At 56.1% G+C, this 24,156-nt stretch carries 20 protein-coding genes and 2 tRNA genes; 11 read left to right on the top strand and 11 right to left on the bottom strand.

Annotated elements, in window-relative coordinates:
- Positions 1 to 12 precede the first annotated feature (12 nt).
- Genes ACA070_RS17655 through ACA070_RS17635 form a run of 5 tightly spaced genes read right to left on the bottom strand, consistent with a single transcriptional unit; the run spans position 13 to position 5,782 of the window.
- Entirely contained in the window at positions 13 to 1,515 is a 1,503-nt protein-coding gene (locus ACA070_RS17655; RefSeq protein WP_497447666.1) for a glycoside hydrolase family 32 protein, read from the bottom strand.
- Positions 1,512 to 2,657, bottom strand: coding sequence for an ABC transporter ATP-binding protein (locus ACA070_RS17650; protein ID WP_497447665.1), 1,146 nt, complete (start codon positions 2,655 to 2,657; stop codon positions 1,512 to 1,514). The genes ACA070_RS17655 and ACA070_RS17650 overlap by 4 nt, the downstream gene beginning before the upstream one ends.
- A gap of 27 nt (positions 2,658 to 2,684) precedes the next feature.
- Positions 2,685 to 3,527, bottom strand: a complete 843-nt coding sequence (locus tag ACA070_RS17645) for a carbohydrate ABC transporter permease (protein WP_497447664.1) — start codon at positions 3,525 to 3,527, stop codon at positions 2,685 to 2,687.
- Positions 3,524 to 4,486, bottom strand: a complete 963-nt coding sequence (locus tag ACA070_RS17640) for a carbohydrate ABC transporter permease (RefSeq protein ID WP_497447663.1) — start codon at positions 4,484 to 4,486, stop codon at positions 3,524 to 3,526. The genes ACA070_RS17645 and ACA070_RS17640 overlap by 4 nt, the downstream gene beginning before the upstream one ends.
- Positions 4,487 to 4,507: 21 nt before the next feature.
- Positions 4,508 to 5,782, bottom strand: a complete 1,275-nt coding sequence (locus tag ACA070_RS17635) for an ABC transporter substrate-binding protein (RefSeq protein ID WP_497447662.1) — start codon at positions 5,780 to 5,782, stop codon at positions 4,508 to 4,510.
- A 168-nt stretch (positions 5,783 to 5,950) separates the two neighbouring features.
- Here ACA070_RS17635 and ACA070_RS17630 point away from each other — a divergent pair, with 168 nt between their 5' ends.
- The 3 genes from ACA070_RS17630 (at position 5,951) to ACA070_RS17620 (ending at position 9,293) form a co-directional block, all read left to right on the top strand.
- Entirely contained in the window at positions 5,951 to 7,516 is a 1,566-nt protein-coding gene (locus ACA070_RS17630) for a carbohydrate porin (protein WP_497447661.1), read from the top strand.
- 133 nt (positions 7,517 to 7,649) lie between these two features.
- The gene (locus ACA070_RS17625) at positions 7,650 to 8,558 is read left to right on the top strand and encodes a carbohydrate kinase family protein (RefSeq protein WP_497451972.1); all 909 of its coding nucleotides are present in this window, start codon (positions 7,650 to 7,652) and stop codon (positions 8,556 to 8,558) included.
- 192 nt (positions 8,559 to 8,750) lie between these two features.
- On the top strand, positions 8,751 to 9,293 hold the full coding sequence (locus tag ACA070_RS17620; protein WP_497447660.1) for a DinB family protein: 543 nt from the start codon (positions 8,751 to 8,753) through the stop codon (positions 9,291 to 9,293).
- A 221-nt stretch (positions 9,294 to 9,514) separates the two neighbouring features.
- Here ACA070_RS17620 and ACA070_RS17615 read toward each other — a convergent pair whose 3' ends face one another.
- Both ACA070_RS17615 and ACA070_RS17610 read right to left on the bottom strand, forming a co-directional pair.
- Positions 9,515 to 10,540 carry a sensor histidine kinase gene (locus ACA070_RS17615; RefSeq protein ID WP_497447659.1) on the bottom strand — a complete coding sequence of 342 codons (1,026 nt, stop codon included), beginning with the start codon at positions 10,538 to 10,540 and terminating at the stop codon, positions 9,515 to 9,517.
- Between the two features lie 263 nt (positions 10,541 to 10,803).
- Positions 10,804 to 11,079, bottom strand: a complete 276-nt coding sequence (locus ACA070_RS17610; protein ID WP_497447658.1) for a hypothetical protein — start codon at positions 11,077 to 11,079, stop codon at positions 10,804 to 10,806.
- Positions 11,080 to 11,592: 513 nt separating this feature from the next.
- On the opposite strand from ACA070_RS17610, the gene ACA070_RS17605 reads away from it, so the two are divergent.
- The 3 genes from ACA070_RS17605 to ACA070_RS17595 all read left to right on the top strand — a co-directional run bounded on the left by ACA070_RS17605 (position 11,593) and on the right by ACA070_RS17595 (position 13,410).
- Positions 11,593 to 11,666, top strand: a tRNA-Cys gene (locus ACA070_RS17605).
- A gap of 162 nt (positions 11,667 to 11,828) precedes the next feature.
- Positions 11,829 to 11,915: transfer RNA gene (locus ACA070_RS17600), tRNA-Leu, on the top strand.
- A gap of 172 nt (positions 11,916 to 12,087) precedes the next feature.
- Positions 12,088 to 13,410, top strand: coding sequence for a tyrosine-type recombinase/integrase (locus tag ACA070_RS17595; protein ID WP_497447657.1), 1,323 nt, complete (start codon positions 12,088 to 12,090; stop codon positions 13,408 to 13,410).
- Between the two features lie 687 nt (positions 13,411 to 14,097).
- Here ACA070_RS17595 and ACA070_RS17590 read toward each other — a convergent pair.
- The 3 genes from ACA070_RS17590 to ACA070_RS17580 all read right to left on the bottom strand — a co-directional run bounded on the left by ACA070_RS17590 (position 14,098) and on the right by ACA070_RS17580 (position 16,415).
- The gene (locus tag ACA070_RS17590; RefSeq protein WP_497447656.1) at positions 14,098 to 14,787 is read right to left on the bottom strand and encodes a DUF5677 domain-containing protein; all 690 of its coding nucleotides are present in this window, start codon (positions 14,785 to 14,787) and stop codon (positions 14,098 to 14,100) included.
- A 135-nt stretch (positions 14,788 to 14,922) separates the two neighbouring features.
- Positions 14,923 to 15,180, bottom strand: a complete 258-nt coding sequence (locus ACA070_RS17585) for a hypothetical protein (protein ID WP_497451971.1) — start codon at positions 15,178 to 15,180, stop codon at positions 14,923 to 14,925.
- A 326-nt stretch (positions 15,181 to 15,506) separates the two neighbouring features.
- The gene (locus ACA070_RS17580; RefSeq protein ID WP_497447655.1) at positions 15,507 to 16,415 is read right to left on the bottom strand and encodes a LysR substrate-binding domain-containing protein; all 909 of its coding nucleotides are present in this window, start codon (positions 16,413 to 16,415) and stop codon (positions 15,507 to 15,509) included.
- 157 nt (positions 16,416 to 16,572) lie between these two features.
- Between ACA070_RS17580 and ACA070_RS17575 the strand changes: the two genes are divergently transcribed.
- The 5 genes from ACA070_RS17575 to ACA070_RS17555 all read left to right on the top strand — a co-directional run bounded on the left by ACA070_RS17575 (position 16,573) and on the right by ACA070_RS17555 (position 21,859).
- Entirely contained in the window at positions 16,573 to 17,271 is a 699-nt protein-coding gene (locus tag ACA070_RS17575) for a fumarylacetoacetate hydrolase family protein (RefSeq protein WP_497447654.1), read from the top strand.
- A gap of 89 nt (positions 17,272 to 17,360) precedes the next feature.
- Positions 17,361 to 18,728, top strand: coding sequence for an MFS transporter (locus ACA070_RS17570; protein ID WP_497447653.1), 1,368 nt, complete (start codon positions 17,361 to 17,363; stop codon positions 18,726 to 18,728).
- 22 nt (positions 18,729 to 18,750) lie between these two features.
- Entirely contained in the window at positions 18,751 to 19,389 is a 639-nt protein-coding gene (maiA, locus tag ACA070_RS17565) for a maleylacetoacetate isomerase (protein WP_497447652.1), read from the top strand.
- Positions 19,390 to 19,453: 64 nt separating this feature from the next.
- On the top strand, positions 19,454 to 20,653 hold the full coding sequence (locus ACA070_RS17560; protein ID WP_497447651.1) for a 3-hydroxybenzoate 6-monooxygenase: 1,200 nt from the start codon (positions 19,454 to 19,456) through the stop codon (positions 20,651 to 20,653).
- Positions 20,654 to 20,746: 93 nt separating this feature from the next.
- Entirely contained in the window at positions 20,747 to 21,859 is a 1,113-nt protein-coding gene (locus ACA070_RS17555) for a cupin domain-containing protein (RefSeq protein ID WP_126585708.1), read from the top strand.
- A 462-nt stretch (positions 21,860 to 22,321) separates the two neighbouring features.
- On the opposite strand, the gene mobH is transcribed toward ACA070_RS17555, so the two are convergent.
- Positions 22,322 to 24,046, bottom strand: a complete 1,725-nt coding sequence (gene mobH / locus ACA070_RS17550; protein ID WP_497447650.1) for a MobH family relaxase — start codon at positions 24,044 to 24,046, stop codon at positions 22,322 to 22,324.
- Positions 24,047 to 24,156: the final 110 nt, after the last annotated feature.

The following is a 24,156-nucleotide window of genomic DNA, read 5'->3' as shown; positions in this document are numbered from 1 at the left end:
GAATAAGGCTGCTCATAGCCATCCCGAAGCGAGAGGCCATGCCCTGGGAATCGAGACACGCCCGCCAGTCCCGCTTGCAAGAAGCTTCACACCCAGACTATCGGGCTGTGGGTAGATGCGACTGCTGAGACTGAAGCGCCCGTTTTCGTCGAACACCTCAATGGACGAGCGATCAAGGAACACTCGCAATGCCAGTAACACTTGTGTCGGGTCTATCGACACGCTGCGCTGATCTGTGACTTGCGCACCCGAGCGGCTGCGGTCAAGCACCAGACGCTGCAACGCCGCATCGTAGTAGAGCAAAGTTTGTTCATGGCCATCCTCGCTGCAGCGCAAGGCGATTCCCAGGTGTCCATCGGTGCAGCCGAGTAAATCCAGGTGCACATGGATTTCGAGCATATCGCCGTTCACTCCTGGTACCCACTGGGTTCCCGCCGCCTCCCACCACGGCGTGCTCGGTAATAGCGTCTTGCGCAGAGCGGTGAGCTCTCGTGCCGGATATACACAAAGGCGATCAGCGCACAGTTCAAGTTCGCGTGGCAATCCGAGCATGCCGCACCAGTGATGGGCCTGGCTCGGCATCGGGCTTTCCCACATGTCGAGCCATGCCCACACAAGGCGACGACCATCGGCGGCCAATAGCGTTTGCGCTGCATAGAAATCGTGGCCGTTGTCCAGTTCGATAAAAGGCCCGCCAGTGAAGTGCCAGTCGCTGTCGAGTCGGCCCACTCGATAGCCCGTCTGGTACTTGTTGAGCCGTTCATAACCTTGGGGTGGCATGCCTTGAGGGGAGTACAGCAGCACATCGCGTCCGTTCAGTCGAAACAGATCCGGGCACTCCCACATATAGCCATCGCCCTCGCTGCCGCCGGACACATAGTCAAGGAACTCCCAGACGTACAGATCCGTGGAACGGTACAGCGGGAGCACCGGCCTATCGCCAAGCCGTGCGCCGGCAATGAGGTACCAATAGTCATCCTCCTTCCATACCTTTGGGTCACGAAAGTGCATGATTGTGTCTTGCGGCGCGGTCTCGATGACGGCGCCATGCTTGACGAACCGGATACCGTCGACACTGGTGGCCAGGCACTGGACTTGACGGATGAAGCGCTCGTCACCCACCTCGCCCAGCCAGGTGTGCCCCGTGTAGATCAGCGCCAGGGTATCTCCGCACACCACCGCACTACCGGAAAAACAGCCGTCACGGTCGAAGTCATCGCCGGGTGCAAGCGCAATGGGCAGGTGCTGCCAATGAACCAGATCGTCACTCTTGGCATGGCCCCAGTACATCGGGCCCCACTTCGCTTCGAAGGGGTAGTGTTGATAGAAAACGTGATATTCGCCGCGGAAGTACACCACCCCGTTAGGATCGTTCATCCAGCCTGCCGGGGGAGCAATATGATAACCGGGTCGATAATCGTGGATGATGCGAGTCAGGCCGTCACTCAGTGCACGCTGCGCAAGGTCAAGGGAAGAAGACTTGGGGGTGCTCATAGTATTCAAAGACAAGGTCATAGGGCGTGTACTCGGACTGAGCGCAGAGAGGCTTCATTCGGCAGGTTTTCCATGGTTTTTGGACGGCGCTCCAAGGCCGTGCCGTCGTCGTCGAACAGGTGCAGGTTGTCGATGTCCAGCTGCAGTTCGACCCGATCGCCCACCTGCCATCCGGCGCTGACCTCACAACGACAGATCAGTGGCTCGTCCTGACCTGTTTCGAGGTGCACATACGTTTCGCTGCCCAGGTACTCGACCCCGGTCACCACGATCCCGCCGGTTCCCTCAGCCGCTTTGAGCGAAATGTGCTCCGGGCGAACCCCCAGGCTCAGCAGCGTGCCCGCCGCCAGGTTCGAGCTGTCGAAGGGCAGGGTGGTCATACCCAAAACGGGGGTGTCGACCAGGCTGGTTTCGCCCGGGGCATGCAGGCGTGCTGCCAGGAAATTCATTTTGGGCGAGCCGAGAAAACCGGCGACAAAGCGACTCGTTGGGCGCTCATAGAGTTCGCGCGGTGAGCCGACCTGTTCTACGCGACCGCCATTGAGCACCACAATTTTGTCGGCCAGGGTCATCGCCTCCACTTGATCGTGGGTGACGTAGATCATGGTCGAGCCCAGTCGATCATGCAGCCGGGCGATTTCGTTGCGCATCTGCACCCGCAAGGAAGCATCCAGATTGGAGAGCGGCTCATCGAACAACAAAATGTCCGGTTCACGCGCCATGGCTCTGCCCATTGCCACACGCTGACGCTGCCCTCCAGACAGTTCTTTTGGCTTACGTTGCAGCAGTTTGTCCAATTGCAGGATTTGCGCTGTTTTCAGCACGCGCTCGCGCAGGCTGCTCTTTTCCGTCTTGGCCAGTTTGAGACCAAAGCTGATGTTGTCGTAGACGCTCATGTGCGGGTACAGCGCATAAGACTGAAACACCATGCCGACGCCACGCTCGCGCGGTTCCAGGTCGTTGACCCGTCGCCCGTCGATCAGCAGGTCGCCGCCGCAGATCGAATCCAATCCGGCGATCAGTCGCAGCAGGGTCGACTTTCCGCAGCCCGAAGGGCCAACGAACACCACGAATTCACCCGTAGCGATCTCCAGGCTAACGTCGCGAAGAATCCGCACGCCGCCCAGTTGTTTGTTCACGTTGTCCAGTTTCAATTTGATCACGATGCTGTTCCTTGTACGTGTTGGGCATCAACCCTTTAACGCGCCGGTAGTGAGACCGGAAACGATTCGGCGCTGGAAGATCAGCACCAGAATCACCAGTGGAACGGTGACCAGCACCGAGGCGGCCATCAACAGCCCCCAAGGCAGCTCATGGGGACTACCGCCGGAAATCAAGGCGATGGCGACCGGTACCGTGCGTTGCGTGTCTGTGAGGGTGAAGGTCAAGGCAAACAGGAACTCGTTCCACGCTGCGATAAAGGCCAACAGGCCAGTGGTGACCAGGGCGGGCCATAGCAGTGGCAACAGCACCCGGGTAAGCGTGACCCATGGGGACGCGCCATCCATGATTGCCGCTTCTTCCAGTTCATGTGGCAGTTGGCCCATGAACGTGGTCAGCACCCAGACGGTGAAGGGCAGGGTGAAAATCGTGTAGCTCAGGATCAACGCCCAAGACGTGTTGTACAGACCCAGGGCGCGGATCACTTCGAACAGCCCCGACAGTACAGCGACCTGGGGAAACATCGACACGCCGAGAACCATCATCAAGACCGTGCCACGCCCACGGAACTTCACCCTTCCCAAGGCATAGGCGGCGGTCACACTGAGGAACAGCGCTAGCGTCACCACGCTCAGCGCAACCACCAGCGAGTTACCGATAGCCCGCAGGAATGAGGCTTGGTGGAGTACCGCCGCGTAATTGGATAAGTCGGGGTTTTCGATCCAGTAGCTCACTTCGAACAAGGCCCTGGACGGCTTAAGCGAAGTCACGATGGCGTAGTAGAAAGGGAAGACCGCATACAGCAGCAAAACCCCGATCAGACACCAGAACCCGAGGCGCAACAGCGCTTTTTTCAGTAGGCGCTGGCTCATGACCGAACCTCCATTTGACGGCGCCCGAGGTAGAGATAAAGCATGGCGATTACCGCAACGACCAAAAACAGCAGAGTCGAGGCCGCGCTGCCATAGCCAACATCCTGGAACTCCACCAGGTGTTGGCGGGCATAGACCGACATGCTCATGGTGCTCGAAGAATTCGAGGTCAGCACATAGATGACGTCGAATACCCGCAGGGAATCGAGGATGCGGAAGATCGCCGCTACCAACAATGCAGGCATCAACAGTGGAAGCGTGACGCGCCAGAACACTTTCAGCGGATGAATGCCATCGACCCTGGCGGCTTCGTAACAATCGTTCGGCAACATCTGCAAGGCCGCCAGCATCAGTAGCGTGACAAAAGGTACAGTCTTCCAGACGTCGACGATGATGACCGCCCACATCGACAAATCCGCATCTGCCGTCCAGGCCAGGGGGGCATCAATCAGGCCGACGCTAAGCATCATGTGATTGATGATGCCGAACTGGTCGTTGAGCATCCATGACCAGATCTTCGCTGAGACAATGGTAGGAATCGCCCACGGAATCAGAATCAACGCACGCACCAGAGAACGGCCGGTGAACTTGATGTTCAACAGCAACGCCACCAATAGCCCCAGGACGACTTCCAGTCCCACCGACACCACGGTGAAATGCAACGTGTTGCGCACAGCGTTCCACCATTGTGGATCGACAAGGACGCCCGACCAGTTGGAACCGTTGTGGAACAGATAATTGCTCAAGCCTACGAAGGATCCACCACGGGTGTCCGCCAGGGTGGCGTCAGTGAGGCTGAACCAGAATGTCCGCAGTAGCGGCCAGGCGGCCACCAGGGCCAGACACAGCAACATCGGTGTCAGAAACAGCCAGGCGGCGCGGACTCGGCGACGCTGTACAGGCGTTTCCCTGGTGAGCAGGAGCTCGTCGCAGGGGGCATGGGTAATAGAGACAGACATGGTGATTTCCTTCCTTGTGGCTTACCAGTTCCGGCGTTTGATGCGCGTGAGTTCGCTTTCCAGTTCGGCCAGCGCCTGATCGACAGGCAACTCGCCCGCCAGCACGCCATGCACTCGATCGAAGAACGCATTGGAGACCCGTGGATAGCGATCGGCAGTTATTGAGGCGGGGCGCATGACCCCTTCGTTGAGAATGCTGTGGAGCTGACTGTAATAAGGCATGGCCGCGAGCAACTCGGGATCTTGATAAAGCGACTCGACAACCGGGTTATAGCCGCCTACCAGAGCTCGATGTTTTTGCTGCTGGGCACTGGTCAGGTAGGTCACCAGTTCTGCGGCAAGTTTTGGGTGGGCGCTGTAACGCGATACCGCCAGGCCCCAGCCACCGAGGGTGGAGGCATGGGTGCCGGACATGCCGCCTCGGGGCAGGGGAGCGACCCCGACCTTATCTTTTACGGCACTGTCCTGGCTTTGTACCAGGGCCCAGACATAAGGCCAGTTACGCATGAACAACGCATTTCCCGACTGGAATACGCCACGTCCTTCTTCCTCGGTGTAATTGAGTACGCCACGCGGGGAGATGTGTCCTACCCAGCTTTTAGCCAAGGCCAAAGCAGTTCTTGAGGCCTGAGTGTTGACCACGATGTCTCCCCGTGAATTGACCAGCCCGCCCTCCGGTTGGCTGCTGATCCACTCCAGCGCATTACACGTCAGGCCCTCGTAGGCGCGTCCCTGAAAGATGTAACCCCATGCATTGGGGTTCCCGGCAGTGCGCTCGGCCTGTTGAACATCCCTGGCGGTAGCAGTCATTTCCTCCCAGGTCTGGGGAACCTGCTTGTTGTACTTCTCGAGCAAGTCCTTGCGGTAATACAGCAGGCCCGAGTCGGTGAACCACGGCATCGTTACCAGCCGTCCATTCACCGTGGCGTTATCCACCTGTGCCTGGAAGTAGCCTTGGGTCGGGTTGGCGGGAAGCACCTCGCGCAGATCCATCAAATGTCTGGCCAGCATCCCCGGCCACACCATATCGATTTGAATGATGTCGATGTCACTGGACTGAGCACTGAGGATCTGTTGGTAGAACGATAACCTCTCGGTCGCCGAGTTAGGCGTGGAAACCACCTCGACGTTGTTGCCGGTCTGTTTTGACCACGCCTCGACAGCCTCCTTGCACAGTTGTAATTCCGCACCCACTGCACCACACGAAATCGTCAAATCGGCTGCGCTCGAGACGGATGGAAGTCCGGCGCAGAGAGTGATTAGTGCTGCTGGAAAGAGAGATTTCAGATGTTTCATTGAGCACCCTTTATTTTTGTTTTTAGAAAAGTTAACGTTAACATCGCCAAATGTAGCAGCGTATTTGCGATGAGGCATCCTTTTTTTCGTCGATTGCGACAATTCACAACTCACGAAAAAAAGGTCGGTCGCGGGAACTAAACAATAAAAACAAAACAGGGAATCCACATGCAGAAAGCATCAAGCTGGCTACTCGCAGGTGTGCTCGGCACCTCGGCGGCGACCTCTCAGGCCGCGACTCTGGAAGAACGCATGGCCGCGTTTGAAGCCCGTGCCAGCGCAGCGGAAAAGCGCGCAGCCGCAGCCGAACAGCAAACCCAGGCACTCGCCAGGGAATTGCAGCAGATCAAACTCGCCACTCCCGCCTCGCAGCCTGTTGCGTCCACTGCGACAACCATTGCGGCGCCCACTTTGGACACCCGGCTGGCAAAACTCGAAGCCCGTCAGCAAAGCATGGAGAAAGAAAGCAGTACCGCACACCTCACTGACGGGTTCAGCTTCAAGGGCTACGCCCGCTCCGGATTGCTGATCAACGATGGGCTGGGTGGTGGTCGTGGAGGCCCTTATACAACCCCGGCCGGTTCAGTCGGGGGGGCCGTCGGGCGACTCGGTAACGAAGACGACACCTACATGCGCATCGACCTGTCGAAAGAACTCTATGCGCAGAACGGCACCCGTTCCAAATTCACGGTTTCCATCGCCGATGGAGTGGAAAGCTCCAATGACTGGACGGCCGACGAAAGCAATCTGAACGTGCGTCAGGTATTTACAGAGCTCGATCATCTCGCCGCCTTCAAGGGCAACTCAGTGTTCGAGAACTCCACCTTGTGGGCAGGCAAACGATTCGACAGAGATAACTTCGATATCCATTGGCTGGACTCCGACGTCGTCTATCTGGCCGGCACCGGAGGTGGTATCTACGATGTGCAGATGAACAAGAACTGGCGCTCGAATTACTCTTTGATCGGGCGTAACTACGGGGATTTCAGTGAGGGCGGTATCAATGCCGATGTGGAAAGCTACATCCTGACCTCAAACCAGTTCTTCGACAGTGGTCAGTGGCAGTGGATGTTCAACGCCATTGGCTCAAAGAAAAACGACATTGGCACTCGCAGCAATGAAGCAGGGCTGACGCCTGCGGATTCCGGCTTGCACAGCATGTTGGCCAATCACCAGAAAAATTTCTTCGGCCGGGAAGGCTTCATCAAAACGGCGCTGCTCTACGGGCAAGGTCTGGGGGCAGAGGTCAAGAACGTCGGCTCGGATGGTGAGCTGATTGACGATGCCCGCGCTCTGCGTCTGGCACTTTACGGCGAGACACCCATTGCGCCTGGTTGGCGCATCGGCCCCAGCTTGTTGGCCGAACAAAGTAAGGATAGATACGTCAAGGGTGACAATTACCGCTGGATGACCCTGAACATGCGTTTGGCCAATGCAATCAACAGCAATTTCGAGATGGCCTACGAAATGAGCTGGCAAACCATGAACCTCGACCCGAAGGGCTATCTGCAACGTAATGCGGTCGACGGTAACTTCTGGAAATTCACGATCGCCCCTACATTCAAACCTGATGTTGGAGACCTTCTCACACGTCCTGAACTGCGTGTGTTCGCAAGCTTCATGAACTGGTCTTCGGATCTGGACAAATACAGTACCTCAGACTCCTTCGGCAAGACGGACTTCAACGCCGGAGGTGTATGGCAATACGGTATACAAATGGAAACCTGGTTTTAATGTTTGAACGCGTCGGCCAACACGCCTTCAGCTCATCGATCGCTGCTTTTCACCAAGTGCATTGAGTAATCGATTGCCGGTCAACGCTGATCAGCCAGCAGTTATCCCTACGACAAAAATTGAGGAAATGACGATGGTATTGCCGCGCGCAGTAGTATTTGGCGAAGCCCTGACCGACCTTGTCCAAGACAGTCCTGGACAGTGGAAGGGCTATCCAGGCGGTGCTCCTTGGAACGTTGCGCGAGCGCTAAGTCGCTTGGGTGTTAGCAGCGCTTTTGCTGGGGCGGTGAGCATGGATTCAATGGGCGACGAGATAGTCTCGCAGTCGAAAGCCGCAGGGCTGGATATGAATTTTATCCAACGGGTAGATCGAGATCCTTTGGTCGCCATCGTTCCATCGAGCCGTCCTCCAAGATACTTTTTTGCTGGAGATGCTGATCTTTTTTTTGATCCGGATCAGATGCCCGAAGGATGGATCGACCAAGCAGAGCTGTGTCATTTCAGCTGCATCAGTTTGGCTCGACAACCACTCGCAGACAGGCTGGTTAAAATTGCTCAGGAGGCTAAAGGAGTCGGTAAACGGATTAGCTATGATCCGAACTGGCGCAATTTAATGGTTAGCCATTATCGGGAGCAGACCTTCCCTACGATGACTACTCTTGCTGACATGATTAAGCTTTCCGACGAAGATCTTCGGCACATTTATCCAGGGCTGACCGAGCACCAGGCAATGGATGAACTTCGCGCTCTTAATCCTCAGGCACAGATCCTTTTTACCCGAGGGGAACACGGGATGGTTCTCCACACCCCGGACAGCCAACTCGAGCAGCCAGCTATTGCCGTGAAAGTGGAAGACACGGTTGGAGCAGGAGACGCTTGTATGGCTGGTTGGTTGGCTGCAGAGTTGCTGGGTATCGCCGACTTGAGAGAGCGCCTGCGATTTTCAGCAGCTTGCGCATCCATATCGTGCCGCCATGCTGGAGCCCATGCACCTGCGTTAGCTGATGTAGAAGGTTTACTGAAGCTGCTAATACATATCTGACCGTGGTTGCCGGCGCTGCAAGCTGGGAGCCAAATTCAAGATGACAAACGGCGCCGGCTGCTCGACGAAGTGGCGCCAGACAAATTAGCCGGTCACGTGTCGAGATCAGGGGCGATTCAAAAAGCCCTGCTCTAGAATGCCCCCCAGATCAGCGTGGATCGCTTTTCAAGTATTCTCTCAAGGATGAACACGATGGGCCGCACCAACCATATCTGCCTGATGGCGATCTATAACGACTGGATGAACGCAAAGGTTTATGAGGCGGCCAGAAGTCTGACAGATGAAGAGCTGTCAGTGGATAGGAAAGCATTCTTTGGTTCTATTCTCGGGACGTTGAACCACCTGGTGAGCGGGGACACTATCTGGCTAAAGCGATTTGCCAAGCACCCCGCGAATCACTTGGCTCTGGAGCCGATTCGACATTTCCCTGTCCCCCAAAGCCTCGACCAATTACTGCTCTCAAATATCCGAGAACTTTCGGCACATCGCGTTTGGCTCGATCAGGTAATTGTCGAGTGGTCTCACTCCATTACAGAGTCGGATTTAGATTACACCCTCAATTACACAAGCATGAAAGGAGCCACCGCTGACAAGAACTTTTATGGCTTGGTCATGCATTTCTTCAACCACCAGACTCATCACCGAGGCCAGGTGACTACTTTGCTTTCACAATGTGGTGTCGACGTAGGTGACACTGATCTGGTCGTCCTCATTCCTTCCGAGTCCCGAACGTAGTCTAAAAAAACAGCACTAGACGGGGCTGTTCACATCATGCCGGGTCGGTAAACCAGCGTGGCCAATTTAAATGACTACTGTGCCCTGAACGGCCGCTTGTGCGCCATTCTTGGCGTGAGTAACGATGTTGGCTAAACGCTAGGCATTTGGCCCAATGTTGCAGGAGCCGCAGTAAATCGACTGCTCTCTCAAGACTCGGCATACGACCTGTAGATTGTCTATTAATGATTTGCCAGGGGCAGTGTCACCACGAATTCGCTTCCCTTACCTTCCCCGGTACTCGCACCGGTCACTGTGCCGCCATGGGCTTCAACCAACTCTCGCACCACCGTCAGACCAATGCCTAAGCCAGCGCCATTGAAACCCACCGCGTGAACATCCTGAACAAACGGCTCAAAGATGAAAGGCAGCGCTTTGGCGGTGATACCAATGCCGGTATCCCTTATACAAATTCGCACCGAATCGCCTTCAGTGGACACATCAAGCACGACCGAGCCGCCCTTTGGCGTGTACTTGGCCGCATTGCCCAGTAGGTTGCCGAGAATTTGCGTCAGCCGTATAGGATCTCCGTTTACCGCTAAAGGAGATTCTAAGAGTTCTGAGCTGAAATCTAAGCCGTGAGCGTCCATGACCGGAGTACAGATTTCTATTGCCCCCCTAATAATCGCAGCTATATCGACAACCTGGCAGTTGAGGCGAAATTTCCCGGTGGTAGCGCGAGCAATGTCGAGCAAATCTTCCACCAATCGGGACATCTGCTGCACTTGGCCTTCAATCAATAGCTGCATGCGGGGCAATTCTTCGCGAGGGACCCTTACCAGCCGGCCAGCAATCATGCTAATCGGCGTTAGAGGATTTCGCAGTTCATGGGCCACCAAAGAGAGGACGCTGCGTTGCTGTTCCAGTGCCTGTTCAGCTGCAACCTGTAAGTCTTGAGCGCTAAGCGCTGCTATCACCAATTGCTCGTTGGCTTCACGCATCTCCAAGTACAGATGCTGTTCTGCCTGAGCGTTTTTCTGATCCTCAACATCCGATTGCGCCGATAAAATTGCCAACACCAACTGCTGATTGGCCTCAATGAGTTGCTCGACTTGCACGCTATCGACGAGCTGGCTGTTAGCGTCGCTGAGTTCCTTATGCAACGCCGCGAGCACCGCACGTGCCGCGACCGTTTTTCGGCCAAGCAGAAAAAGTTCGTGAGCGGCATTGGCTGTCTCACGCTCGTTTTTGTCATCCGCGTTACTCATGAGTGGCGCTCAAACATTTTCGTCTCCCGAGAATACCGCTCCTGAACGCTGTTTTGTCGGCCGACCACTGAGCAGTCCTGATCGTTCCGAGGAAATTTCGCCAATGTGCAGGCCGTTATCGTAGATAGAGTACTAACGTAACTCATTAGAACGCGCACTGTGTCGGAACTTGACCACCGCCATGATGCGTAGCAACCGGCGTTCGGCTTCACTATTACGCTGGACGATGATCGCATCGGTCAGAAAAGCCGTGCCGTAAGAGCTCAAACGCAGGTCGGTGTATCGGCCCCCAGCTCGGAGGTCATCAATACTCTGACCCCTGAATAGGTTAACGCGGTGACCATGCGCGACAGCGACTCACGGAAGTCTTTGCTAAAGGTCGGGGCCACCGCCAATTCGAAGCCCGACAGCGAGTCAATAATCACGCGGGTGAATTTTAGCCGGATGAGCTCGCCCTCCAGCAGCTGGGCAATCTCGTCAATCGACAAGTCTGGAGCGCGACCGTCCATCAGCCCTGAAGCACTTTGAATTTTTTTCAAATGCTGGCACTCCCTTGCTTGAGAGCTAAAGTCGATGTGGAAATCCACGGGATTGCGCTGAAGCCTGCATAGCAGGATTGCATGCCTTATCCAGTTCTTGGCTACATCGTCGAGGATGCCAATCGAAATTTCTTTAAACGGTTCTTTAGGGCGCGCGCGATCAAGATGTGCGCTGCCGCTTGTTCGTCATTAACAAAAAACGTGGGCGAGATAAATGCGCCGCGGTTGAGTACCAGACATGGGATTTTCCAATCTGGTTAGGCGGAGTGGCGTTGCACGTGGCCCCAGGACGGGAGCTAGGCCCACTAGGCAAAGAAAAACCAGCGGCAGAATTTTTTTTGAAATCAAGGGGTTGCCAGCCTCAAGAAATGAGTACATAATTCACGCCATCGAAAGCACTGACGACTGAAAAAGTTCAATGTTTTCAAGGGGATAGAGCGTGAAACATAGTCTCGTTTCCCGCTCCAAGTTTGTACACATTTGATGTTGCGCTACATGACAGCAAATGTTTGAGGCCGAGTAGCAAAATGGTTATGCAGTGGATTGCAAATCCACCTACGCCGGTTCGATTCCGACCTCGGCCTCCACTATAAACAAGCTCCGTAGATCTATGATTTACGGAGCTTTTTTATTTGCGCAGCCTTGCAAGATTTTGTCTTGAAAAGGGTATCTGCGAACTTGCTTCACCGGGGCGGGATGTATATATTTCGTCCTCTGTTGCACAAGCCAGACAGCTTCACCGCGCTACCGCCCGAATGGCGAAACTGGTAGACGCATGGGACTTAAAATCCCCCGCTCGTAAGGGCGTGCCGGTTCGATTCCGGCTTCGGGCACCATCTTGCATTCCACTGAGCGCTTTTGAGTTCCTTGGAAGCCTTGAAAAACCTGCCTTCTGGCGGATTTTTTCGTTTTAGCATTCCGTCGGATTCTTGTCCATTCTTCTGGTATCCAGTCATTTAGAGGGTAAAGTTAGGGGTAGTCTTTGGTTCGATTAAGGATAGTACCCTTATGTCGCGCACAACTGCTCCGCTTACCGACGCTGCTTGCCGTTTAGCCAAGCCAACAGACCGTCCCTACAAGCTTTTCGACGGCGACGGTCTCTATCTCCTAATCCAACCCAATGGCCGTAAAGGCTGGCGTCTCAGGTACGTAAAGCCTGACGGCCGGGAGGGGTTGACCTCCCTCGGCAGCTATCCTGTGATTGGCCTTGCCGATGCGCGTCAGAAGCGTTTAGATGCGAAGCGGATGCTCGCAGACGGCATTGATCCCGTCGAGAACAAGCGTAAAGCCAAAACGGAAGATGCTGTCCACGGCCGTACCTTAGAAAGCGTTGCGTTGGACTGGCACAAGAACATGTCTGCCAGATGGACACTCGACCATTCCAAGAATGTGTTGAACCGTCTGAATAACTATGTTTTCCCGTTTATCGGTGCTCGCGCGATTGCTGATCTCGATACTTATGATCTGATGCAACCTTTGGAGGCGATTAGAAAACGAGGAACGATTGACGTCGCCTTAAGGGTACAAAGATACCTGCAAAGTATTATGCGTGAGGCAAAACGCCTTCGTCTTATTCCGATAAACCCTGCGTACGATCTTCAGGGCTTGATCAAAGCGCCGCGAGTCTCCCATCGGCCTGCATTGCCCCTGTCACGCCTGCCTGAATTGCTGGCACGAATCAATGCCTACAAGGGCCGAGAGCTGACCCGGCTAACACTCATGCTGTCGCTGCACGTGTTTGTTCGATCGAGTGAATTACGTTTCGCTCGCTGGTGTGAGTTCGACCTCAAGCGTGGCGTATGGGAGATCCCGGACACTCGGCCGGAGCTGGAGGACGTACGCCATTCAACGCGGGGTACGAAAATGGCGGGCGATGTTCATCTTGTACCTTTATCGCCGCAAGTTGTGGCCGTGCTTGAACAGATCCACACCCTCACTGGCACATTCGACCTGGTATTTGCCGGGGATGCTAGAACCTGGAAGCCGATGTCAGAAAACACCGTGAACAAAGCGTTGCGCACCATGGGGTACGACACGAAGACAGAGATTTGTGGTCACGGATTCCGCTCAATGGCCTGTAGCGCACTGGTCGAGTCAGGTCTGTGGTCTGAGACGGCCATCGAAAGGCAAATGAGTCATAGAGAGCGCAACAGCGTTCGAGCTGCCTACATTCACAAGGCAGAGTTCATTGAGGAGCGTCGGTTGATCATGAACTGGTGGAGCCTGTACCTTACGGCGAATCTTCAGGAGCATGTCACGCCTCATGAGTTTGCGAATCTGGCCGGCGAGAATGTCACTCGATTGGCAACAAAAAGATCGTTCGCCATTTGATGCCCTCACTTCGGATAATTTCGACGTGACCAAGCGGATCGTGTGTAGTGTCCTGGGCTCAAACTGAGGCGTTAACTTCGAGCGGTGACGATGGATGTTACCGCTACACTTGAGTGCTTCTGATGGGAGTTCGTTGTTTTTCGAGTTGCCGCTGGAGGGCAGGGTTCTCGCGCCATATGAGGCATCGGAAGACACTCGAAAAATGACGGTCAACATCCGATTTCTACGGGCTAATGATCGCGATACGCTGCCCTTGAGTCGGATTTTTTATTGCGCAGGAGAACACCATTTGGCAAGACATCTCAACTTCGAAGGAAAAATGACGCGCTTGGGTTGAATGCGCCAACATCCAGACCTGCCGCCGGTACTGCCGATTGTCTCTGTAAGTCCAGCTATGGCTCTTGCTCCGCGTACAAAGCGCTGCGAGTCTAGAGTCTGTTATTTACAGTCAAACTCTTGCTCTCCAAAGAACATTGTGACTAGGCTCTAGGACGGTAGTTTTAGGTCAAAAAAAATCAGTTATGCCCCCATTTTTGCCCCCACTCGAACGGGTTTGCGAGCGATCTCGAATGGCGATTCCTGTCAGAATACCAAGATGGTGCGGGGTGGCTTTCAGTGTTATTGCGTTTTGGGATTGGATGGAGAGTATTTGTCCAAGAAAGGGCAGTGTGTCGTCGAGCTTTGTTTCTAAGCCTTTGCATTTAGGCCCAACACTTCACGTAGTGACTCGTTGTCTGGCCAGTGACGATGCATCAGCCACCAAACACCTGCCTGACCGATGGCGCGACTGATGCCACCAATCCCTTGAAGGTGGGTGACGCACAGAGCTACGATTTCTGATTTTTCTTTGGGGCTTTCGTTGTGGCCATGGGTCTCAAGCGATAAAAATCTATAGAAAACGGTATACAGGTCCAAAACGCCTGCCTCTTTGGCTTGCTCCTCAACACTCTTACGTCGCGGACTCCCCTTTGCCTGCTCCCTCTCGAGATATCTGGCTGTTACTTCCTCGCCAGTGCGCCGGTCAAAGACCTTGGCGGTGCCTGCTTTTAAGTTCATCTTTAGTGCTTTCGCCAATTCAGCAGTACCCGCGTCGCTTTGGGACTTCGCATTGTCAATAGATCGAATGCCCCACAAAAGCATTATCAGTTGCTCGAGTAAGCTGCGGCTTAAGACTCCCAAGGAGGCGGAATTTGCCACTGCCCCTAATGCCGCTGCTCCGCTCACCAGCTCCGCTGAGCGCCTCAGCTGTCGACGAGCAAACTCGTCGCGAAGATCATTTGGCCTTATGGCTTCCATTTCTGATGCAGCGATCAGCAATGAAGCTTGCGTCTTCAAGGACTCAACAAGCTCGTCCAGTATTGCTGATGAAGTGCTCATTCGGCTCTAACACCTTCTGATCTGATATGGATGCAAGACTCTATTCAGTGAATGCGGTTTTTTCTACCCTTTGTGGTGGTGATGGAGGTGGCGGCCTGCTCCCGTGATCAATCGCGCTTGGGTATGGCGGGGGTATCAAGTCACGGTATTGCAAATGACAAGAGCACGTGAGTGATCCAGATCATCATGGCTCAGATTCAGATTGGGCGTGCCTGTCAGTTCGGTGAGATACCAAGCGGCTTTGGTATCGTTAACTAAAGGTGCGTATTTACCATCCGAAACGGAGCGGCTGCAGCCCGGTATGCGCCTCACTTGAATGGCCAACCGATGTAGGTCTACCCGCAGCAGTAATCCGTTGCTCACATCATCCGACTGGTCTTCCCTGTACGGAATGATGTGCGCCGTCTCGACCAGCGCGGCGAAGTTGCACCCGTTGATGCAGCACTCTCCGCCATACCTATACGTTAAAGCCCTTATTATTCAGGGCTTTTTCGTTTTTGTGTTTCTGAAAAAAATCCCAGCCTATACTTTGGCCCATACCCTGGATGGCTCAGCGTTTTTCGACCAAAGGCTGATTTTTCGACAGTTTCTAAGCGGTGCAGTCCAACAGTGATCCGTCGATCGATCTGACTCGCATCGTTGAAATCGGGATCATCATCTGACCGACACCCACGAACGCTTGCCACCCACTAAGGCTGTCAGCCTAGTAGTTGGACCTCTTATCCAGAGGCCTTAAGCAAGCATTCGCGAAAATCCAGAACGGCATTGTCGATGTAGGGCTCATCGCGCCAACAGACGCCGATGCAGCCTTCAGCATCCATTTCAAAGTCCAGGGCCTTGACCAGTCCGCGATGGGTGAAGTGTTCTGCGACCCGGCCAGAGGCGATCGACAGCATATCGCTGGTTTGCAGCAACCACAGATTGGCCATCAGCGATGACGACTCGACCCGACTGGGCAAAGGCTTGAGCCCCGCGTTAGTCAAGGCTGAGTCCAGCCGCTGGCGTATGGGCGTCCCTTCCGGCCAGAGAATCCAGTCGAATCCATAGAGATCGTCCCAGCTCAGACGCGATTTCAACGTCAACGGATGGCCGGGGCGGGCGATGACCTGCATGGGCTCGCGAAACAGCATCTGGCTGTTCAGCGTCTGCCGGGGCTGATAGCTGTCGAGGCGTCCGACCACCAGGTCCAGTTGGCCAAGCTCCAGCCGTTCGAGCAATACATTCATGGTGCTCTCTTGCAGAGAAACATGTGCCCGAGGGTGCATGGCCAGGAAAAGAGCGATGGCATCGGGTATCAGGCTGGGTGCCGATGCGGGTGAAGTGCCGACGGCGATGTTCGGCGCGTTGCCTTCCTTGAGCGCATCCATATTGTCCTGCGCTCGTTCCATTTCACTAAGGATGCGGCGCACGTGGTTGATCAGCAGCTCGCCCTGAGCCGTTGGGCGCAACCCCCGGGCGTGGCGCTCGAACAGCGTGGCACCGGCATCTTCCTCCAGGTCCTTGAGCCATTTCGACAGGCCGGGCTGGGTGGTATTGGCGGTCCGGGCGGCGTCGCTGACGCTGCCGGTTTCGGCCAGGCTGATCAGCAGTTGCAGGTGCCGCAGACGCAAACGGGTGGTCCAGGTCATGGTGCTCCTATACGAAAATAAGTATGAGTTCATCGTAAAATATCATTATTCGCGTAAGGCTTGCCGGTTTTTAATGGGCCAACGCCGGTGATAGCTGCATGTCAGCGCAACCTGCTTGTCGTGGTCAGCATGAGCCACCTTTATCTGGAGCCCTCCCATGAGCTACGTATTCGAGCCACAAGCCCCCGTGACCCTGGCGGTCGCGGGCAGTGAGCAAAAATTTCCGGTACGCCGCGTTTATTGCGTGGGCCGCAACTACGCCGCTCACGCCCGTGAAATGGGCTTCGATCCAGACCGTGAACCGCCATTTTTCTTTTGCAAGCCCGCCGATGCCGTGATTTCGGTGGCCTATTACCAGCCCCTGGAACTGCCTTATCCGGCCGAAACCAGCAACTACCACTACGAAATCGAGCTCGTCGTGGCCATTGGCAAGGCTGGCCGCGATATTGCGTTGGAACAGGCCAACGACTACGTCTATGGCTACGCCGTGGGCCTGGACATGACCCGCCGGGACCTGCAGATGAAAATGCGCGAAATGGGCCGCCCCTGGGAAATCGGCAAGGCGTTCGATGCCTCGGCACCGATCGGTCCATTGCACCCTGCCAGCCAGATTGGCCACCCGAGCAAGGCCGGCCTGTGGCTGCAGGTCAATGGCACGGACAAGCAGCGCAGCGATATCGACAAGCTGATCTGGTCTGTCCCGGAAACCGTCAGCTACCTCTCGCGCTTCTTCGAACTGCAGCCTGGCGACTTGATCATGACCGGTACACCTGAAGGTGTAGGTCCGGTGGTGGTCGGCGAGCGCATGACCGGCGGTATAGAAGGCTTGGGCGAGATCCAGGTCGACATCGTTTAATACGTTCCGGGGTCGGCTCCACGCCGTCGGCCCCGACTCGAATTGCCCATACGTGGTCCGCATTACGTGCAGGCCCGGAGGATTTGCTCATGTCTTCCACGGATAAAAATAACAGTGTGGATGTACAAGACTTCATCGACAGCAGACCGGTCAGTCGCTACCAATGGATGATCCTGGGTTTGTGTTTTTTGATCACGGCCATTGATGGCCTGGACACTGCCGCGGTCGGTTTCATAGCCCCCACCTTGCGCGACGAGTGGGGTTTGACGCCTGCGCAACTCAATCCGGTACTTGGCGCTTCATTGCTGGGCCTGATGCTCGGTGCTTTCATCGCCGGCCCGCTGGCTGACCGTTTCGGTCGCAAAACCATCTTGCTGATTTCCGTTTTATTCTTCGGCGGTTGGAGCCTTGCCGCCTGTGCATCACAAGATGTCTTCAGCCTGACCATCTTGCGTTTCCTGACCGGACTTGGCTTGGGTGGCGCCATGCCCCAAGCGATCACCCTGACGTCTGAATACTGCCCCCAACGCCGTCGCTCGTTGATGGTCACCACCATGTTCTGCGGCTTCACGCTGGGATCCGCGCTCGGGGGCGTTATAGCCGCCCAGATGGTGCCGGTTTACGGTTGGCGAAGCGTGCTGTTTTTGGGCGGTGTATTGCCTCTCTTGTTCCTGCCGATTCTCTACGTGTTCTTGCCTGAGTCAGTGCGATTCCTGGTGCAGCGCTCGGTGCCTGCAAAGCAGATCAGCGCCATTTTGCAACGCATCTCGGGGCAATCGCTGCCCAGTCATCTCAGTTACGACATTCACGACGGCATCGGTGAGTCCAACCCCCGTCAATCGCCGATCCGCCAGATTCTCAGCGGTAGCCATCGCGCAGGAACCCTGCTGCTGTGGACTTCATTTTTCATGAGTCTGCTGATCATCTACATGATGACCAGTTGGTTGCCAATCCTGATCAAGGACACCGGCCTGTCACTTAGCCAGGCGGCGCGGGTCAGCGCCATGTTTCAAGTCGGTGGCACCTTAGGGGCAATTCTCTTGGGCGCAGCGATGGACCGATTCAATCCGTTCCGGGTGCTGGTCTGTGCCTACATCGCCGGCGCTTTCTGCCTGATGCTCATTGGTCTGTTCCATGATCAATTCATCCTGTTGACGATCGGGGTGTTCGGCATGGGCTTTTGCATCAGCGGTTCGCAAGTCGGGGCCAACGCCCTGGCAGCGAGTTTCTACCCGACCACCATGCGTTCCACCGGGGTCAGTTGGGCCCATGGTGTCGGCCGCATCGGCTCGGTCCTCGGTACTTTGGGTGGTGGCTGGATGCTGAGCATGGGCATGGGCTTCAACGGCATCTTTACGGTCCTGATGTTGCCGGCCTTGCTGGCCAGCGCCGCGATTTTCGTGATGGGCTTGCGCTACAGCCGTTCTTTAGCGCAGCCGTCAATCGCCGTTCATTGATACACGATAGGAATTTGCCAACATGAAGCTCTACAGTTTCTTCAATAGCTCCACCTCCTACCGAGTGCGTATCGCGCTCGCATTGAAGGGGCTGCCCTACGATTACCAGGGCATCAACTTGCGGGAGGGCCAGCAGTACAGTCCCGCTCACCGCGAGCTCAGCCCGATTGGCGGCGTGCCGGTGCTTGATGCAGATGGCACCCTGTTGACCCAATCCCTGGCCATCATCGACTACCTCGACAGCCAGTACGCAGGCCCGCGCCTGATCCCGGTCGATGCCCTGCAGCGTGCCCGCGTGTTGGAAATCGCCAACCTGATTGGCTGCGATATCCACCCTCTGAACAACGTGCGTGTGCTCAATTACCTGCAAAAGATATTGGTGGTCACTGCCGAGCAAAAAACAGCCTGGTACAAACACTGGGTCGCCGAAGGCCTGAGTGCCGTTGAAGCGCTGCTGCAACGCCATGGCAGCGGCAACTACTGCGTGGGTGAGGAACCTGGCCTGGCCGAATGCTGCCTGATAGCGCAAGTGGCCAATGCCGAGCGCATGGGCTGCGATCTTTCCAGCTACCCGCGGATCATGGCCGTGTATCGCCATTGCCTGGAACTGCCAGCCTTTCAGGCAGCTGCACCTGCGCGGCAACCCGATTTCATTGCATGACTTATCCGCAGGCTTCGCTGCCCATTCAAGAAGCCTGCACTGCAACATATTGGAGACTCGAATCATGACTGCACAAAACAAAAAACAGTCGATTATCGTCGTTGGCGGCGGCATCGGTGGCCTCGCTGCCGCTCAGGCGTTGACCCAGCAAGGTATCGCGGTACTGCTACTTGAGCAGGCTGATCATATTGGCGAGATCGGCGCCGGCATCCAGCTTGGCCCGAATGCCTATGCAGCGCTCGACGCTCTTGGAGCGGGAGCGGCAGCCCGCAGTCGCTCGGTGTTCACCGATCATCTGATCATGATGGATGCAGTCGATGCCCACGAAGTGGCTCGCATCGAGGTCGGCGACGCTTTCCGCGAGCGCTTCGGTAACCCGTATGGCGTGATCCACCGTGCCGACATTCATCTGTCGATCCTTGAGGCGGTACAAAACAATCCGCTGATTCAGTTCAAAACCTCGGTCTGCATTAAAAACCTTGAGCAGGACGCCGATGGCGTAACCCTGACCGACCAAAATGGCAACGCCTACCGCGCCGATGCGGTGATCGGCTGCGACGGCGTTCGTTCCGTGGTGCGCGATGCCTTGCATGGCGAGCCGCCGCGCGTGACCGGGCATGTGGTGTATCGCGCAGTCGTGGATGAAAAAGACATGCCCGAGGACTTGCGTGTCAACGCGCCGATGCTCTGGGCAGGCCCGCGTTGCCACCTGGTGCATTACCCGCTGCGTGGTGGCAAGCAATACAATCTGGTGGTCACCTTCCACAGCAATCAACAGGAAGAGTGGGGCGTTACCGAAGGCAGCAAGGAGGAAGTCCTGCAGTACTTCGAGGGTATCCACCCGCGTCCACGCCAGATGCTTGATCGCCCGACCTCATGGCGTCGATGGGCCACGGCAGACCGCGATCCGGTGGAAAAATGGGGCGAAGGCCGCGTCACCATCCTCGGCGATGCTGCTCACCCAATGACTCAATACCTGGCTCAGGGTGCGTGCAGCGCACTGGAAGACGCCGTGGTACTGGGGCAAGCCATCAAACAGTGCAATTTTGACCTGGCGGCAGCCTTCCTCTTGTACGAAACCATCCGCATCCCGCGCACGGCCAGGATTCTCTGGTCGGCCCGCGAGATGGGGCGCCTCTATCACGCCAAAGGTGTCGAGCGTCAAGTGCGCAATCAACTGTGGGACGGTCGTACGCAAGAGCAGTTCTACGACGCCATGCAGTGGCTGTATGGCTGGAGCCTCGACAACTGCATGAAGCACTGACGCGGTCATTGCTTCCCTTGACGCCAGCGCGGATCACCTGCCTTGAACCCGCACCGCGCATCGCCACTTCATTGAAAAAAAGGATAAGTCGCCATGTCCAACCATAATGGACTTGAACAGGCCCCCGTACACAACGCCATGACGCCGGACGACACACCCGAACTGCGTCAGCTGTATGCCGACTTCGAAGCCGGGCACATGATGCCGCTGTGGACGCAGATTGGTAACCTGATGCCCAAACATCCCATGCCGCGCGCCGTCGCGCATGTCTGGAAATGGTCCGACCTTTACCCATTGGCCCAGCGTTCCGGCGACTTGGTACCGGTCGGTCGTGGTGGCGAACGCCGGGCCATTGGCCTCGGCAACCCGGGCCTCGAAGGTCGCCCCTACATCAGCCCGACCCTATGGTGCGCTATCCAGTACCTGGGCCCACGTGAAACAGCACCCGAACATCGCCACGCACAAAATGCCTTCCGCTTCGTGATCGAAGGTGAGGGCGTCTGGACCGTGGTCAACGGCGACCCCGTGCGCATGAGCCGCGGCGACCTGTTGCTGACCCCAGGCTGGAACTTTCACGGTCACCAGAACGTGACCGACCACCCGATGGCCTGGATCGACGGTCTTGATATCCCGTTCTCCTATCAGAACGATGTTGGATTCTTTGAGTTCGGTTCGGAAAAACTGACCGATCTCACCACGCCGCACTATTCGCGTGGCGAACGCCTGTGGTGCCATCCGGGTCTGCGTCCGCTGTCTGGTCTTGTGAACACCGTCAGCTCGCCCATCGGCGCCTATCGTTGGGAGCACACCGATCGCGCCCTCGGTGAGCAGTTGCGACTCGAAGAGGAAGGCTATCCCGGTGTCCTGGAGAAAGGCCATGCCGCCGTGCGCTTCGTCAACCCGACCACCGGAGGCGACATCATGTCCACCCTCCGTGCCGAGTTTCATCGCTTGCGTGCCGGCGCAGTGTCGGCCGAGCGTCGGGAAGTGGGCTCGCGTGTTTTCCAGGTGTTCGAGGGCCGGGGGCAGGTAGTACTGGACGGCGTCAGCCGTACCCTGGAAAAAGGCGACCTGTTTGTCATTCCATCCTGGATCAGTTGGTCGCTGCATGCTGAAAGCCAATTCGACCTGTTCAGTTTCTCGGACGCACCGATCATGGAGCGGCTGAATTTCGACCGCACCCTGGTCAACGGCCAATTGGTCTGAGGGGGCTCTACGGGACTGCCACCCTACAGGATGCTGCGGCGGCAGCATCCTGCCAAGCACAGTAACAAGGCAGTCAGCCTGATGGATGTGCCGTGTGCACATTGGTCGGTGTCTTGCGTTTTCCCGCCTTGGGTGTTGGCGCCGACGCTGAATTGACCCAGTTACCGAGATGCCACTGACCCAGTCTGATTCCTCGCGAACCATTTCCTGTGCTGGATTTCTGCCGATTGGAGTTGGGTCAGTCTTGCGTCGGAACGTAGGTCAATTCGGCGTCGGCGCCAACACAATGTCCGCTTTTTGCCGATTACGGCCTATTGTGAAGGACTGCATTCGTCACAGGGTTGCCGTTGACTAAAAGAAGGGGAGCGCCTCGGGAGGGATAATAGAGCGGTAAAGCAGGGAGCCCGAACTCAAGAGTCAACTCTGCGTTTCGATCCCTCACCAATGGGTTGCCAGTGAAATTCAATCTTTTTCGATTTTAAGAAACGGATTATCGAGTGGCATCAATTCAAAAAATAGCTTGGGATCCTCAACCAAGTAGCCCTTCAAGGTTGTTTTCTTCCTAGGGCCTTGCACTTGGCATGTCCAGATATTCAGACCATTGTCTCGCTTCCTGTGAACCTTCAGCTTCTCGAACTGCTTTTGCACCCAACGCCATTCTTCAATCTCTTGATCCGCTCCCTGTGAGATACCAGGAAACTCTTGCGCGAAGCGTTGGAAGAGACCAGGCGTGACCAGAAATACGCTGCCACTCAACGTGTGGATTTTGGCCTTGCTGTCATTGATGACCAGCTTGTGGCTCAGGATGCCTTCCTTGACCCAATTCAGAAATACCTGGCCAGGGTTATCCGAAGGGAGGGTTGAAGTTTCGAGAGCGCTTTCTGACGGTACACCAATGGCCTCTGGCTCTTCCAACTCGAACATATCCAGCAGCGTGCCGAGGTAGTCGGCATCCTCCGTCGTCGTGGGATCTGGCTGCGATGGGTTGTGAGTTGACTTTGAATTGACAGCCTTGGGGGCTGGTGGTGATACCGGACCGTTGGGCTGATTGTCATCGAACGCAACGCTCACCGTTCCGCTGAAAGCCTCAGGCCGGTCTTCGTTCCCCCAGATCAACGCCGGTTTAAGGCGCAGAAAGGTAAAGCTCTGCTGCCAGTTTCCCTGCGCGACAAGCGCGGTCCAGATGGCTTTGCCTTCCGGGGTGGACTCGACCAATCCATGCGATTGCAGTTCGTCGAACACCGCAATGTTGGATGAGGGAATGCCCTCAATCGATTGCGACAGCAGATACGCTCGCAGCTTGTCCGTGACGGTCTTGCTGACGAGCCAGAGTGCGTCCTGGGTCAGCCATCCCGCGGCACCTGGCTGGTTGAGTTTCAGTTCGTATTGAACCAGATGACGCAGTCCGCTGATCAAATGATGTTGCAGCGAATGAATCGGCGCTTGCAGCGCCTTGCTCGGGTTGCCACCGATGTTCTGCGCGGTGGAGACGCGGTCGGCTTGAATGACTAACTCTCCCAGCACGCCGGCACGTTCGTACTGACCCGCCAGGACATACAGCAGGCTGGCCCACAGCGACGGAAATCCACTAAGCCAGTCCAGGATAGACCTGTCGAGAATCTGGGTGTAGAGCAGACCTGCAGCGGCACCATGCAAGTGATAATCCCGACCTTTGAGGTAGCGAAAACGGTAAGGCTGATCCAGCGGGCCCTGCCAGGGGTGCCAAAGACGGCCATCCTGGCGTTCGATCAGCAGGTCCGCGGCGATCTTGCCGATGTCATGCAACAGGGCACCGTAGGCAATACCGGCCGACCAGGCGTCGGTTTGAGCAGCTTGGTCTTCGGGCGCCGCGCCGGTGGGCAGCAGATAAGACTGACGTAGTTTCAGACTACAGACGACCAGTTCCAGACCATGGTCGAGCATGCCGCCGAGATACGCATGGTGGTGCATCTCGCTGGCCGGGAGTTGCTGGACCTGTTCGGCGTAGCGATGGATCGGATTTAAATAGAGCTGGCTGAACTGTGCGTGTGAGAGGGCGGTGTACTGCCAAATCCGATCGAGCAACTGACGGCGGTGTTCCGCAGCTAACAAACTGTGGGCCGACTCGATGGGCAGGTAACCTTCGGCGACGCTTACGGTCGGTGGCGGAGGGGGCTTCTGCCTTTTATGGCGAAACAGACTGAGCATCGTGACCTCCGGGAAGTGGCTGGGTCAGTGGCCTTTTAGCCTTTTAGCCTTTTCGGATAGAGCTCTTACCCTTGACTCCCCATTCCCTTCCAACCCTTACCCGTCCTTTT

The organism is Pseudomonas sp. LBUM1678, assembly GCF_059695575.1.
The sequence above is the reverse complement of the archived record's forward strand: the minus strand, read 5'-3'. Positions and strand labels throughout refer to the sequence as shown.